The organism is Bacillus sp. FSL W8-1127 (genome assembly GCF_038006725.1).
Lineage (GTDB): Bacteria > Bacillota > Bacilli > Bacillales > DSM-4216 > Bacillus_O > Bacillus_O smithii.
This window is the reverse complement of the sequence record NZ_JBBOVU010000001.1, coordinates 1,714,362-1,728,853: the sequence shown is the minus strand read 5'-3', so window position 1 is coordinate 1,728,853 and position 14,492 is coordinate 1,714,362. Positions and strand designations below refer to the sequence as shown.

The 14,492-nt window shown below is 39.7% G+C and carries 14 protein-coding genes, 1 tRNA gene and 1 pseudogene; 10 read left to right on the top strand and 6 right to left on the bottom strand.

Annotated features, from left to right (window positions below):
• Positions 1-100: 100 nt before the first annotated feature.
• The 6 genes from NST12_RS08240 to NST12_RS08215 all read left to right on the top strand — a co-directional run bounded on the left by NST12_RS08240 (position 101) and on the right by NST12_RS08215 (position 7,519).
• Entirely contained in the window at positions 101-688 is a 588-nt protein-coding gene (locus NST12_RS08240) for an SCO family protein (RefSeq protein ID WP_082142290.1), read from the top strand.
• A gap of 260 nt (positions 689-948) precedes the next feature.
• Entirely contained in the window at positions 949-1,128 is a 180-nt protein-coding gene (locus NST12_RS08235; RefSeq protein ID WP_040340888.1) for a hypothetical protein, read from the top strand.
• 326 nt (positions 1,129-1,454) lie between these two features.
• Positions 1,455-2,567 carry an alanine dehydrogenase gene (ald, locus tag NST12_RS08230; protein WP_003352941.1) on the top strand — a complete coding sequence of 371 codons (1,113 nt, stop codon included), beginning with the start codon at positions 1,455-1,457 and terminating at the stop codon, positions 2,565-2,567.
• A 528-nt stretch (positions 2,568-3,095) separates the two neighbouring features.
• Complete coding sequence (gene proB / locus NST12_RS08225; protein WP_327797511.1) at positions 3,096-4,220, top strand: glutamate 5-kinase; 1,125 nt, start codon at positions 3,096-3,098, stop codon at positions 4,218-4,220.
• Between the two features lie 38 nt (positions 4,221-4,258).
• On the top strand, positions 4,259-5,506 hold the full coding sequence (locus NST12_RS08220) for a glutamate-5-semialdehyde dehydrogenase (RefSeq protein ID WP_327797510.1): 1,248 nt from the start codon (positions 4,259-4,261) through the stop codon (positions 5,504-5,506).
• Positions 5,507-5,953: 447 nt separating this feature from the next.
• On the top strand, positions 5,954-7,519 hold the full coding sequence (locus NST12_RS08215; protein ID WP_341029490.1) for a hypothetical protein: 1,566 nt from the start codon (positions 5,954-5,956) through the stop codon (positions 7,517-7,519).
• A 62-nt stretch (positions 7,520-7,581) separates the two neighbouring features.
• On the opposite strand, the gene NST12_RS08210 is transcribed toward NST12_RS08215, so the two are convergent.
• The gene (locus tag NST12_RS08210) at positions 7,582-8,013 is read right to left on the bottom strand and encodes a MarR family winged helix-turn-helix transcriptional regulator (RefSeq protein WP_003352937.1); all 432 of its coding nucleotides are present in this window, start codon (positions 8,011-8,013) and stop codon (positions 7,582-7,584) included.
• Between the two features lie 342 nt (positions 8,014-8,355).
• Between NST12_RS08210 and NST12_RS08205 the strand changes: the two genes are divergently transcribed.
• Together NST12_RS08205 and NST12_RS08200 are read left to right on the top strand one after the other, a co-directional pair.
• The gene (locus NST12_RS08205; RefSeq protein ID WP_341102172.1) at positions 8,356-8,925 is read left to right on the top strand and encodes a lytic transglycosylase domain-containing protein; all 570 of its coding nucleotides are present in this window, start codon (positions 8,356-8,358) and stop codon (positions 8,923-8,925) included.
• Positions 8,926-9,031: 106 nt separating this feature from the next.
• Complete coding sequence (locus NST12_RS08200) at positions 9,032-9,856, top strand: thermonuclease family protein (RefSeq protein WP_327824420.1); 825 nt, start codon at positions 9,032-9,034, stop codon at positions 9,854-9,856.
• 414 nt (positions 9,857-10,270) lie between these two features.
• On the opposite strand, the gene NST12_RS08195 is transcribed toward NST12_RS08200, so the two are convergent.
• Together NST12_RS08195 and NST12_RS08190 are read right to left on the bottom strand one after the other, a co-directional pair.
• A complete protein-coding gene (locus tag NST12_RS08195; protein ID WP_327803876.1) occupies positions 10,271-10,546 on the bottom strand; it encodes a hypothetical protein in 276 nt (91 codons plus the stop codon).
• A gap of 415 nt (positions 10,547-10,961) precedes the next feature.
• Positions 10,962-11,105 carry a small acid-soluble spore protein P gene (locus NST12_RS08190; protein ID WP_003352931.1) on the bottom strand — a complete coding sequence of 48 codons (144 nt, stop codon included), beginning with the start codon at positions 11,103-11,105 and terminating at the stop codon, positions 10,962-10,964.
• 118 nt (positions 11,106-11,223) lie between these two features.
• On the opposite strand from NST12_RS08190, the gene NST12_RS08185 reads away from it, so the two are divergent.
• Entirely contained in the window at positions 11,224-11,595 is a 372-nt protein-coding gene (locus tag NST12_RS08185; protein WP_341100884.1) for a hypothetical protein, read from the top strand.
• A gap of 616 nt (positions 11,596-12,211) precedes the next feature.
• Here the strand turns inward: NST12_RS08185 and sspO are convergent.
• Complete coding sequence (gene sspO, locus NST12_RS08180; RefSeq protein ID WP_048623370.1) at positions 12,212-12,361, bottom strand: small acid-soluble spore protein O; 150 nt, start codon at positions 12,359-12,361, stop codon at positions 12,212-12,214.
• Between the two features lie 262 nt (positions 12,362-12,623).
• Here sspO and NST12_RS08175 point away from each other — a divergent pair.
• A pseudogene (locus NST12_RS08175) lies at positions 12,624-13,157 on the top strand (N-acetylmuramoyl-L-alanine amidase family protein); the annotation flags it as partial.
• Positions 13,158-13,385: 228 nt separating this feature from the next.
• Here NST12_RS08175 and NST12_RS08170 read toward each other — a convergent pair.
• Together NST12_RS08170 and NST12_RS08165 are read right to left on the bottom strand one after the other, a co-directional pair.
• Positions 13,386-13,459: transfer RNA gene (locus tag NST12_RS08170), tRNA-Arg, on the bottom strand.
• Positions 13,460-13,751: 292 nt separating this feature from the next.
• Positions 13,752-14,255, bottom strand: a complete 504-nt coding sequence (locus NST12_RS08165; RefSeq protein ID WP_048623368.1) for a DUF1648 domain-containing protein — start codon at positions 14,253-14,255, stop codon at positions 13,752-13,754.
• Between the last annotated feature and the right edge of the window lie 237 nt (positions 14,256-14,492).

The following is a 14,492-nucleotide window of genomic DNA, read 5'->3' as shown; positions in this document are numbered from 1 at the left end:
CTGCAGATGTTTGCCTAAAAACAGATTGAAAAATAAGCGCTTCATTATCAGAATTTTTTGGATAAAATATCGAAATGATGTTAAAAGAGGAGGATACAACTTGTACACCAAAAAACAGTTTGCCGTTATTTTTTTCATTCTTTTCTTTACTATGACTGGCTGCAGCAATGATGATTTTAGAGGAAACATGAATGACAAGGTACAAAATTTTTCTTATGTGAACCAAAATAATCAAAAAGTAAATTTAAAAGATTTAAAAGGGAAAGTATGGATAGCAGATTTTATTTTTACGAACTGCAAAACGGTCTGTCCTCCTATGACCTATAATTTGACGCAGCTGCAAAAAAAATTAAAAAAAGCAGGTGTTCAAGATTATTTGATTGTCTCTTTCAGTGTGGATCCTACAAAAGATACTCCTCAAAAATTAAAAGAATATATTCATAAGTTTGATGCGGATGAATCTCATTGGCAGCTTTTGACAGGTTATAACCAAAAAGAAATTCAAAAATTAGCGGAAAAGTCGTTTAAAACCATTGCTGTTCCTCAACCGAATAGTGATCAAATCATGCATGGGACTAGCTTTTATCTTGTGGATAAGAAAGGGACTGTGGTAAAAAGTTATAGCGGAAATCAAGACGTTCCTTTTGATGAAATTGTGAAGGATATAAAGACGTTAAACAAAATGTAGGAAAAAGGCATATTGGCTCTGAAACAAGCAGACTATCGTTTGAACGAATCGCGATCGTCAACCTGCCTTTTCATCATCGTATTCGCGGGGTCAAAAAATGAATGTGGAAAAAGGCGCATTTAATGGGGAAATGGGCAGCAATTTCTGTTTTTTTATAGGTAAATGGTGAGAATTCACAATTTTGTTATGGGCAATTTACTGAAAATATAGTAAAATACAATTGTAGTAATTTTTCAAAAAATTTAAAAGGGGTGGTTTTATTGAAGTATGGTGTTTATAAGTTTGGATCTTTTAACGTCATTAAGTGCGATTGTGGTTGGGAAGGTTTACGGGCAGACCTTCGTCAGCAAATTGTAATCTTGGAACAAACGAAACGCGGCGATGTTTTGGATGCGGAAGATATTTATGTTTGTCCAAACTGCTCCACCAGAAAGTATTAAATTCAGTTTGCTAGATCCCTTTTCCCATGTTCTGCGATATTTTCCTGTCTTTTCAAATCTATCCCATTGTTTGTTCATTTCGTTTGAAGATCCCCATGTAAATGGATGCCACACATAGAGAATAAATATTCCCATCTTGTATCGCAGGCTGATTCTGAGTAAGTACCCATCAGAAATGCCTGCTTTTTTTCTTTGCTTGCACCTTTTTTATACAATTGATACTATTGAATTACAGAAAAAGTATTTTCAGGTTCATTTTTCCTTCATTTCAATCGTTCACATCTACAGCGTGAATTATGACAAAATAATGGATGGGAGATGTAATGATGATCATAGGCGTACCAAAAGAAGTCAAAAACAATGAAAATCGAGTGGCGATTACCCCTGCGGGTGTTCTTCAATTGGTAAAAGCCGGCCACAAAGTGTTGGTTGAAACAAACGCCGGTTTTGGAAGCGGCTTTACTGATGAAGAATATAAAAATGTAGGGGCAAATATCGTGAAAAACGCATCCGAAGTTTGGGAAAATTCCGAACTCATTCTCAAAGTCAAAGAACCTGTTGAAAGTGAATATCAGTATTTTCGAAAAGATTTGCTTCTTTTTACATATCTTCATTTAGCTGCGGAACCAAAACTGACAAAAGAACTGGTGAAAAGCGGCGTAACGGGAATTGCGTATGAAACGGTCTCTGTCAATAAGACTTTGCCGCTTCTTTCTCCTATGAGCGAAGTGGCAGGACGAATGGCAGCGCAGATCGGAGCACAGTTTCTTGAAAAACAATATGGTGGAAAAGGAGTGCTGCTTGGGGGAGTTCCGGGAGTCAAGAAAAGCAAAGTCACGATTATTGGCGGGGGGATGGTAGGATCGAATGCTGCAAAAATTGCGATAGGTCTCGGTGCGGATGTAACCGTGATTGATTTGAATCCGGATCGTTTACGGGAATTGGAAGTGATGTTTGGCGGCAATATTCAAACGTTAATGTCGAATTCTTATAATATTGCGGAATCTGTAAAAGAATCTGATTTAGTGATAGGAGCGGTACTTATTCCGGGAGCCAAAGCACCAAAACTTGTCACAGAAGAAATGGTCAAGGAAATGTCCAACGGAGCGGTAGTGGTCGATGTCGCCGTCGATCAAGGTGGAATTTTTGAAACAGTGGATCGAGTCACGACACATGACAACCCAACTTATGAAAAATTTGGAGTTGTTCATTACGCTGTTGCCAATATGCCGGGTGCTGTTCCTCGAACTTCGACAATCGCTTTAACGAACGTTACGATCCCTTACGCATTGCAATTGGCCAATAAAGGTTTTAAACAAGCAATTTTGGACAATCCCGCTTTAAAGGCTGGAGTGAATACATTTAAAGGGCAAGTGACTTATGCGTCCGTAGCGCGCGATTTAAATTATAAATATGTTTCTGTAGATGACTTGCTTTAATCTACCGTTCTGAGAATGAACGGTTTTACGAAAAGGACAAGTTTATGGCAATGAGTGAGTCCGGATGCGGATCGCCATATCCGTATAAAGTAGTAAACTTGGTTAAAACCGAATTAAAGACGGAGAATTGCTAAGATTGCCTCACTTTTTAAGGATTTACAGTTGCATTGGTCATCATCGGTTTTAGCGCCCTCATTATGATTAGAAAAGATTTTCTTGACAGCCCGTTTAAATGTGGTGCATAATTTTAAAAAAACAAATGTCAACGGCGATGAAAGGGACTAGTAAACAGATGCTCAGGCGATAGAGAGTGGAATCCGCAGGCTGGAAGATTCCTCGTCTTAGAGGCTGTTGAACCTGCCCGGGAGCTCTTGTCATAAAACCAAGCGTTAACCTTCGTTACAGGTTTCAAAGCGGGCATTGATCATTTTGATCCTGCCAATAAAGGTGGTACCGCGGAATCGAGCCATTCCGTCCTTTTAGAGGACAGAATGGCTTTTTGATTTTTGCGGATTGGAGGGAGAACTCGTGCGAAAAAAACGGATTGTGGTGAAAATCGGAAGCAGTTCATTAACGAACGCGATGGGCGGTATTTGCCGGGAAAAACTGGCGGACCATGTTCGGGCATTAGCTAAATTAAAACAACAAGGCCATGAAGTGGTGCTGATTTCGTCCGGTGCGGTTGCAGCCGGTTTTACTGCGTTGAACTATCCCACCCGGCCGGTTTCAATAAAAGGAAAACAAGCAGCGGCGGCTGTCGGGCAAGGACTGCTTATGCAGGCTTATACAGAGGAATTCAAAAAATATCACATTGTGGCCGCCCAGATGCTGTTAACGAGAAGTGATTTTTCCAGAAAACAGCAGTACAGCAATGCTTATGAAACATTGACGGAACTACTCGACCGCTCGGTTTTGCCAATTATCAATGAAAATGATTCGGTTTCCATTGAAGAGTTGACTTTTGGGGACAATGATATGTTGTCTGCTCTAGTCAGCGGTTTGATACATGCTGATTTTCTCATTATCTTGACGGACATTAACGGATTATATGATAAAAATCCGCGCGAAGATCCAACAGCCAAAAAATATTACTACTTGCCAGCCATTACCGATGAGATTCTTGATTTAGCCGATACCTCCGGATCCAAGTTCGGTACCGGGGGAATGAAGTCGAAAATCGATGCGGCGAAAACAGCTCTTTCTCTCGGAGTCAGTTTATTTATCGGTACAGGAACAGGAGAAAACAAACTAGTGGATATATTAGAAGGCAAGGGAGACGGGACGTATATCGGCTATACTCCACGAAAAGGAATGACAGCAAATAAGCAATGGATTGCCATTCATTCTTTCGTAAAAGGGCAAGTCGAAATTGATCAAGGAGCGGCTGAAGCTCTTTTGGATCAAGGGAAAAGTCTATTGCCTGCCGGAGTGACGGCAGTGAACGGAAGCTTTCGCGCGGGCGATGTGATTGAAGTGGTGAATCCTCGCGGTGAAGTGCTTGGAAAGGGACAAGTGAATTATGATTCCTCAGAATTGCAAGAAATAAAAGGAAAACATAGCGACGAAATCAAACAAAAGTATAACCGCGATCATTGTGAGGTCATTCACCGTGATAACTGGGTGTCTCTAGCTCATTCGAACCGATCACGTTGAAAAATTTGGTAAAAAAGGGTAAGGAGGAGTACGAAACGATGACGGAGTTGCTGGAAAAAGCGAAAAAGGCCAAGCAAGCTTCTGCTGAGCTAGCCAGTAAAACAACAAAACAAAAAAATGAAGCGTTAGCTGCTATTTCGAAACAACTAATAGAAGAAATATCCTTTATTCTTGAGGAAAATAAAAAAGACGTTGAGAACGCTCGTGCCAAAGGTATGACAGAGGCATTGATTGATCGCTTGACTCTCAATGAGAAAAGGATTCAAGATATGGCGGACGGCATCCGTCAACTCATTGATTTAAAAGATCCTGTAGGGGAAATTTTGGATAGTTGGGAACGGCCCAATGGACTGCAAATCAAAACAGTGAGAGTTCCACTTGGTGTGGTGGGGATGATTTATGAGGCACGTCCAAATGTGACCGTGGATGCGGCCACACTATGCTTAAAGACAGGAAATGCGGTGATACTGCGAGGCAGTTCATCCGCTCAACATTCCAACATAGCGATTAGTGATTGCATTAGACGAGCCCTTGAAGGAACGGAAATTCCTGCGGATGCTGTTCAATTGTTGGAAGATACTTCAAGAGAAACCGCTCAGCAATTATTTACACTCACGGAATATTTAGATGTGTTGATTCCTCGCGGCGGAAAAAATTTGATCCAATCCGTCGTGGAACAAGCTTCTGTTCCAGTGCTAGAAACAGGTGTCGGAAATTGCCACATTTACATTGATGAATCAGCTGATAAAGAAATGGCCATTGATATCGTCATTAACGCCAAAACTCAACGACCTTCCGTCTGCAATGCGGCGGAGAAGGTTCTCGTCCATGAAAACTGGGCTGCAAAGTATTTTGCGGAACTTGCCAAACGTCTTCAAGATCATGAAGTCGAAGTACGAGGAGATCAAAAAGCCCAACAACTGGCCGTCGGACTGAAGCCTGCAACTGAGGAAGATTGGTCGACCGAGTACTTGGATAAAATTATAGCTGCCAAAATCGTTTCTTCGGTAGAGGAAGCCATTGAACACATTAACCAATATGGAACGAAACATTCAGAAGCCATCATTACAGCTGACGATCAAAATGTAGCGAAATTTTTCAATGAAGTGGATGCAGCAGCTCTTTATCACAATGCTTCCACTCGATTTACGGATGGATTTGAATTCGGGTTTGGTGCTGAAATTGGCATCAGCACGCAAAAATTGCACGCAAGGGGACCAATGGGATTAAAGGCTTTAACGACAACGAAATACTTGATTTATGGAAACGGCCAAATTAGAAACTAATGTGCGAGCATGATGGTCGACAACATACGTTTCCGTTACGAGATGACAAAGAATCCGAATCGGTAAAATCGAAAATAAATAGGTAGAAATTGAAACGAAAAGGATGAAAAAATCAGGCATCTTAGGTAAGATTTCGTAAACACGACTGATTCTAAAGATCTTTTATGCAAGACATCTATTGTTCAGTAGGAAAAAAAGGGGTAAAATCCTTATGGCTGTATCTAACATATATAGCAAGCCATAAGGATTTTTCCATTTCAATCGCATGAGGAAATGAAGCTTATCGTGCTTCTCTTAAAACGTATAGAATAAGCTACAGTGGAATCATTTTTTATCAAGTAACAAAGCCGGATGGAAAATGGAGAAAGAGATTTCCTTATTCATGATCAGGAAGATCGTTTATAATAGAACTACAAAAAGAACAGCCGCAGTAAAGAGGGGGAGACTATGGACGGATCATTTCTGGCGCGTTCGCTCAGCTCTTTAAAAGGCGATGAGTTGCGTTATCTTTATATTCTTTTTTGCAAAACGAATATATGGGACATTGTATCCAATAAAACAAAAGATTGGTTTTCAAGAGATCATCAAGATCATTTTTTCAAATATATAGAAACGGAAACAAAGAAATCCTCTCTTCTAAGCGAGGATGAGTTGCGTCTTTCTATTTTTTTGCAGTTATTAAAAGTGTTAAAGATTAAAGGCGGACGATTTCACACGGTCTTTGAAATTACAAAAGGATTCGACCAAGTGATTGAAGAGACGTTCCAACTCCTTTCCAAGAAGAACCGGGATTTTTCTGCGTTTGCCAAACAGCATCACTTGGAAAGCCAGCTTGGGATGATCGTGAGTTGGCAATTTAGTCAGCTGTTAAAAGATTTTCACAGGAGGCTGAATGAAGACTCAACCGAATGGCATCAAACGATTGCAGATACACTGAATTCTTTGCCCATAAACGAAAGGCAGCAGTTAAAGTCTGTCATGATGATCGATCAGTTCGATTCAGAACAGATACGCCGATGGATAGAGAATGAAGGGATTGTTCAGTTGGTCAACGCTTTAACTTCCGTATCCGGCTATTCATATTTTGGGGAGTTTTTGCAAAGATTTCGGGAGCTGCGATCATTTTCCAACACGGCTTTTAGCCAATTGACAACGGATCCGCTTCTATTCTTTTTGCTTAGTCCGGACTTTTTATATTCGCTTCTCTTTGGACCTAAACTTGTTCCGTTTCGTTATCAGCATCTATTGTTTTCAAACGAATTGGTTCCTTTTGTCCTGTTGGAAATAATGTTGCATGGTTTAGAAGCCCCATATTCTCAATTGGCTGATGTTCAGAATACAGCCGATGTTTGGAGCAAACGTTACAGAAATTACATTTCTTTGCTTTTACAATTGGAAAAAAATCGGAGTGAGCAGGAACAGTATAAGAAAGAACGGAACGATTTGGAAAGTGAGCGTTCAACCATCTTATCGATAAAAAAAGAAAGTGAAACCTATCTTTCGATCGCAAAAGAAAAACTAAAAAACCAACTGATTGCTGATGAAAATCGTCCTTATTTTGGCGATACGACTGTTGAATACTATCGAATCAAAGAAAAAATGGAAAACATCGACAAGAAGCTGGAGCAAAAGAAAGCGAGGGCAAAAGGAGTGGTCAAGTCCGTAGCTTCTTTTCTCCAATCAAGTTTTTATTTAACTGAAAAGGCACAGTGGGAGAAGAAGTTAAATAAAATATTTGATGAAATGACAGAGTTGACTATTTCGAAATATCCCGACTATGATCCAGTTTTAACACAAGAAATTGAACACTCTGCCTTTAAGAGGGATGAATGTGAAAAACAGCTGACAGAGGCTGAAAAGAAATTGACAGAAGTTGAGCAGCGCATTTCCCAATTAAAGAAAGAAGAACGAGAATTGTTGGCGCGGAAGGAAGAAGCCGAAAAAGAGACGTATGGCCTTAAACAGCTAGGAAAGGACAGGAATCCTAATCTTGCACTTTCTCGAAAACGATAAAGCGGTTCCTGCATAACCACCAAAAATGGTGAATGCGGGAACCGCTCCATCTGAACAACCGATTATTTTTGTTTTTCCAAAAATGACAGTAATTTTCCATAGACAGAGTTTAATACTTTATGCTCTTCTTTTGTCAGCTGTTGAAAAAGCTGCAAATACATTTTTTGTCCCATTTTCATGGCTTCCAAAAGTAAATCTTCTCCAGATTGGTTGATCGCTAAATAAACAATTCTCCTATCTTTTTCATCTGAAATTCGTTCCGCTACTCCGGCTTCGATTAATTTATTGGCGATATTGGTCATGGCTCCTGGTGTAAATCCAAGCCGCGTAGCAAGGTCCGATTGTTTTCTTGGACCTTTTTCCCACAGCTCCGCTAAAACGAGGATTTGAGAAATGCTGATGTTTTTTGGAAACATTTGATTCCAATAAATTAATAATCGGTTGTTCAATAGTTCCATTGTATGTATAAATGAAAATATGTTCCCTTTTTCCATCCTCATCAACCCTTTTCATTACGCGCTGTATTTCTATTCATAAGATCACCGTTGGTTTTCCGAAAGAGAAAAGAGGCTTATATGCCTTGTGCTCAAAAAGAAGGCGAAATTCTTCCCATGAGCAGTATACATGGAAACAACAAGAAAAATCAATTTACTCTTGGAAAGGATTGGAGAAAAGTTTTGCTTTTTATTGGCAAAATTTCCACCTTACCTTTAACTTGTACAAAGACTATCAGCCCATTACTTTCTAATGTTTTAAAAAAACTCACTTGCATCCATTCCAATTTATCCATAATATAGACATGGATATCACTTTTGAATTGGGTGACAAGTACAGTGATGAAAAAAGCGTTCATTTGGTTTCTTTTTCCATTTATTATTTTGGTCGGTTTCGTGACTTATAAATGGACAAATGGAAAGATTGAGGAAAATGTGAGCATACCGAAGGAATATATTCCGATATATAAAGCTGCGGCACAAAAATACGGGGTGCCTTGGGAGCTTTTAGCTGCACACCATCGAGTGGAAACGAAGTTTTCTAAAGGTCCGTTAGTTTCTCCTGCAGGTGCTGAAGGCCCAATGCAATTCATGCCATGCACGTTTGTGGGGTGGAAATATCCTGGCTGCGAAGGGAAAGGAATAGGCAAAATTCCTGAAAAAGATAAAACCAACCCGGCTGTCATAAAAAAATACGGCGGCTATGGTGTGGATGCCAACGGAGACGGCAAGGCGGATCCTTTTGATCTTGAAGATGCAGTATTTAGCGCAGCCAATTATTTAGCACGAAACGGGGCGGCTAATGGACACTGGAAGAAAGCGGTCTACGCTTATAACCATAGTGAGCAATATGTAGAAGAAGTACTTTTTTACACGAATAAATATAAAATGACTGAATCTACAAGCTTTTGAGTTTACATAACTTTTTTATTTGGTAAGATGAGACTGTTTTGCCGTTCCCCTTTTCATTTTGCCATCAACAGAGAGAGTTTCATCAATAGATTAGGGAGAGAAGAATATGAAAAAGTGGTTCGCTATCTTTAGTATGTGCGTACTTATTTTGTCTGGCTGTTCGTTAACCGGCGGTCAGCAAAATAAGCATTCATCAACAACAACAAACGAATCTGCTACTAATGAAGCAGCATCCGATCAGCAGTCGAAAAAAGCCTATGCCGGAACAAATAAATCCGATGTAAAAGGGATACGTGCTGTTGTAGTGCGTGTAGTAGACGGTGATACATTCGTGGCCCGGATGGCAAACGGAAAAGAAGAACGGGTACGGATGATTTTAGTTGATACACCGGAAACGAAACATCCTAGATTAGGGGTTCAACCGTTTGGCCCGGAAGCCTCCTCCTTTACAAAATCACAATTGACCGGTAAAACCGTTACGCTGGAGTTTGATGTTCAAGAAAGGGACAAGTACGGCAGGCTTCTGGCTTACGTGTGGTTAAATCATCAAAATTACAATAAACTGCTGATTGAAAAGGGCCTCGCCCGCGTGGCAGTCTTTCCGCCTAATACAAAATATGTCGATGAATTTAGAGCTGCACAAGCAGTCGCGCAAAGAGAGAAGAAAGGAATCTGGTCTATTGAAAATTATGTAACGGACCATGGATATAATTCGAATGGAAAGGAACAAAGTTCATTAACAGGTACAGAGAAATCGTCAACACAAGACCATTCCAAGGGAAGCTGCAATATTAAAGGGAACATCTCCAGTTCCGGTAAAAAAATATACCATATGCCTGGCGACGAATATTATGATGAAACGAAACCGGAAAAAATGTTCTGTTCCCGTGAAGAAGCGGAAGCTGCAGGATTTCGTCCTTCTCAGCGATAACATCGTCCCAAAAACGAAATGAGTCATCCCGGCTAGGATAAGAGAAGCTGCGCCCATTTAGGGTGCAGCTTTCTTTTGTTTACGTGTTGTTTGTGACATCTCTTTTTCTTGAGAGTATTGAATCTATAAGGATTTTGCATTTCAAACAACGTCGAACAATCAGAAAGATAGACGGATAAAGATATTAGGGGATATAATGGTCCCGTCCGTCCTTTACCTAAAGGAAAGAAATGGCATATACAAATCGTCTTTGTAAATATATTATTTGCGACTTTTATTGATTCTTTGGTTCTCCATTCTTAGCGATGAAATGTGCGAAAGCAATATGGACGAGATTCACAAAAGCTAAAATAATCAATAGCGATCCATCTATGAGTGAGCAAAACTTATGCCATTTTTCTAAAGCCATCTAGTTTACCAGAAAAAGAAAGGAAGAAGAGCGAGGCCGACGATTGCTCCTAATGCAATTCCAACGCCGAAACCTCCCCATCCTCCACCATAGCCATATCCCCAACCGTAACCATAACCTCCGAAACGATTAAAACGACCTCTAGAAAAAGGATGGATGAATACTCTGTCATGATGAACGCGATGAATGATTCCTTCGTGTATCCTACCATCGCGAGTTCTTATGCGAACAGCTCTCCCCCTATGCTTTTGACATAAGGAATGATAATGGTGTACTGACATAAAGACACCTCCCGATTCATGATTGATAAAGCTTGCTTTTGACAGAAGCGCTTAGTTTACTTCTGCACGATATACCTGATCACCCAATAGCATTTTCAACGTCAAAAGAACAGCAGGTAATCGATTTCCTTAGTATAGTATGAAAAAAATGCAAAATAGAAAGGACAAGTATCCTGATTTAAAAAAATGGGCTTTTTTTGAAAAAGAAAACATTCTGATTCTTATAAAAAGAACTCATAAAAAATTCTGATGTACAGCCAAAGGACCTTCCATAATCTTTCTTGAAAAAGATGGATGTGGAACAAAAAAGTTATCTATAAAATTATTATGTAAACTAAATGGCCAAAATGAGTACTCATTCAAATAGAATAAACGATAAGTTTTAAAAACACGCCGGGGTCACCGGCGTGTTTACTTACATTCCGTGGCCGGGATTATGTTTTTGACGGGTATGGTTTCTGTTTTTGACTTTATGGGAACCGCTTAATGGTTCAGGTTGACCAGTGTGGTGCCCTTTTGGAGCATTTTTTCTCATATCTTTCCCATCGTTTTTGTTCATTTTTATATCCCTCCTTGCTATACCTTATTGTGTGCGATTATTCAAAACAAACACCGAATAATTTGTTGTTTTTGACACAGAATAAAAGTGATTCTCCAATGAAGGAGTTTGCTCCATCATGCCTTATCAAAAAAGTAAGCAGAGAGCGTTTCAAGATGCTGAACAGAGAGTTTCTGAAGTCGAAAAAGCATCTCTGGAACTTGAAATCGATTCCGCTGATTTTGGTTCCCAATTATCTCATTTAAAAAATGAGGTAAACAAAGCTTATCAGCAAGTTGAAAATGCTTTAGAAACCGCAACGGAAACTCAAAGAAGGCAATTGGAAAAATACCATGCAGTTTTAACGGATATTGTGGAAAAAGTAAATGAATATGAATCGAGTAGGAGGGAGCGATTAACTCCCGTCCTCTCACACCACCGTACGTACGGTTCCGTATACGGCGGTTCAATTAAGATAATTGACGCAAGTCTTTATAACTTCCGTGAATAGCTGTTCTCTTTATGCCAGTGGTCACTCCACCCTCCAAGAGGTCTCCCACGGGATTCACCGCTTCCTCCCTCAAGTGAGGTACTACGTTTTCTGTGTTCATCATGACTCACTGAATACCAAGGGCTATTCTCTCTTAATTGTTCGGTCCTTCTTAGTTGTTCTAGACCAACTAATACTATGACCTCTGCTGACTTCTGACGGTTCAGCTACTTATCACTAAGTAGGTTATGAAGAGTACTTCACATATCCGCCAGACCTCCCCGGGTAAGTACATGCACTTTCACACCATCTATCCGCCTCATTTACTCGATATGACCTTCGACAGAAAGAGCTTTGTTTTGTTATGCAAACTCACTCAATCATACCTAGCCTTATATGAGGTTCGTGTTCCTCGGACCGGTGTTTTGCCTCCAGCTTCCTTCAGATTCCGCGTCACCACGGACACCCTTGCTCTTGGCTAACCTCTACTTCTGTCTTCGGGGTTCGGGACTTACACCCTATAGTTCATGTACATGCCGGGCGCACATAAACAAACATCGCCAACATAGGCGATGTTTGTTTGTCTCGACCATCCCTTTTGGTTTGATTGAGAAGATGTCGTCGTCAGTGTGAAATTTTATTGGTTTTTCTTTCTTTTTTTATTGTTTTGTCTTTGCTGTTCCGTCAGTGGTTCGTTGGAGGACCCTTCGTTGTATCCAGCTCCATCTCCTTGTGATTTGGATGCATTCATTCCGGGAATGACATGGTTTGCTTTTCTTTTGGTCATATGGTGCACCTCCTTATAACTAGCTTGTGGACCCTTGCTGCAAGATATAATTGGAATATTTTAATGCTCGATATCAGAATATTCTGTTTTTTATCGGCATTCATTTTTGGATGATGACCGTAACGTTACGTTGAGAAATTCCGTATTTATATAGCAGAACGCATTGGTCAGCTTTTTAAAGTCCTTCACTGACGAGTTATATATCCTAAACAACCTTGAGAGATAGCTGGAAAGGTTGAATATCTAAAGGAGGGGATGAAGCATGTTTAAACTTTTTTTAGATCCAGGACATGGGGGAAAAGACTCTGGAGCAACGGGAAACGGCCTTATGGAAAAAAATATTACACTAAAAATTTGTCAACTGATTCGAGACAGACTGCAGAACGATTATGAAGGAATTGCCATTCTCATGAGCCGTTCAGGGGATTCTTATCCGACATTGACTGCCAGAACAGAGAAAGCCAACGCTTGGGGGGCAGACTTTTATTTATCTGTTCACGTTAATTCCGGAGGAGCAACAGGATTCGAATCTTTTATCTATCCGGGCGTCGGACAACCTACCACTTCGTATCAAAATACCATTCATCAAGAAATTATAAAAGCAACGGGGTTCTATGATCGAGGGAAAAAGCAGGGGGACTTTCATGTTCTTCGCGAAAGCCGAATGCCGGCGCTTTTAACGGAAAACGGCTTTATTGATAATACTGAAGATGCGACAAAGCTGAAAGATCCCAGCTTTATTGAAAAAATAGCAAAAGGTCATGTTCAGGGGATTGTAAAGATCGCCAACTTAAAACCTATAACACCAAAGGATTCTGCTGGTTAATCGGCTATGGCCGATAAAGCGCTTAGCAGCACGTATTAAAGATCATGTCATCCATTGAATGATTATTGCTTAACAAGATAGGACCGTTTTAAACTACTGCAAATCTTTAAGCGAAACAGGGAGGCTGTCTCGATTTTTGACAACCTCCCTGTCTCTATTCCCTTCTTCATACAACTGTGAAAATGAATCATGAAAAAACGTCCCGGGCGAGATTCGAACTCGCGACCTACAGCTTAGGAGGCTGTCGCTCTATCCTGCTGAGCTACCGGGACACTGATAAAAATTATAAGGTGAATTAGAACGAAGGTCAATAACTTTATCAAAATAAGTTGGAGAATAAGGAGAAAAGTAGGTGACCGTGTAATCTTTTCCATGGCAAGTTTTCTTATCTACAGAATAAACATCCTTTTAAATATATGTCTTTTGGAAAGTGATGATCGTACCCAATTTCCATTTTTATGCTCACTTTATGCTATGTTTCGATAATCATCCAGTGTTGATGAAAACCAAGACGGGTTCAAAAAATTATTATATGAAAAAAACAAACCATCCAATCTTATACCATTATTGTAAACGGAATGACCTGATGATAAAAAATCCGATCGAACCGAAAAGGATGAGAAGAAATATAGGTAAATCCCAAGTTTCTAAAACGACATCGCGTCCATAGGCAATATTCACATCTTTCCAACTGCAATAAGCAATATAAAGGAGGATTTCATTTTTTACAACGTTGATCATAGTACTTGCGTTTTTGTATTGCCGTTCTATATTTTCTTCCGTTAAAACAACCATGTAATTATAAAGGTGTGGGAATTTTTCGAGAATTGCAAGCCCCATCCATAAAATGGCGCCTGTAATCGGGAGGAAAAAAATAGCCTCTTTGCTGCCCCATTTGTCTATTTCTCCGACCAAGTTATAATGAATTGGAACTCGATTCGGCAAGGAAGACCAGTGCATGAATAAGTGCATAACACTTCCGATGTACACTAATAATGAAATAATGTTTAGAATGTTTCCTAATGGCGTCTTTTTTAATTTTAATGCAGGACGCTTTCGAATTTCCATTTTGATCGCCTCCGATGTTTATGGTTAACTAATTAAAATACGGGCAATGACCGTTAAAGTTTCAAGAGAAATTTGAAAAATGAAGAGAAAAAATGATGCCTATGATTGGGCATTCATATCGACACAATTTGTCGATATAAGGAAAACTTATGAAAAACAATAACATTCTTGTTATTTACTTATGTTAGCGCTTGTATTAAGATGAACATATAAGAAAAGTTTGAATTTCCATTCAAA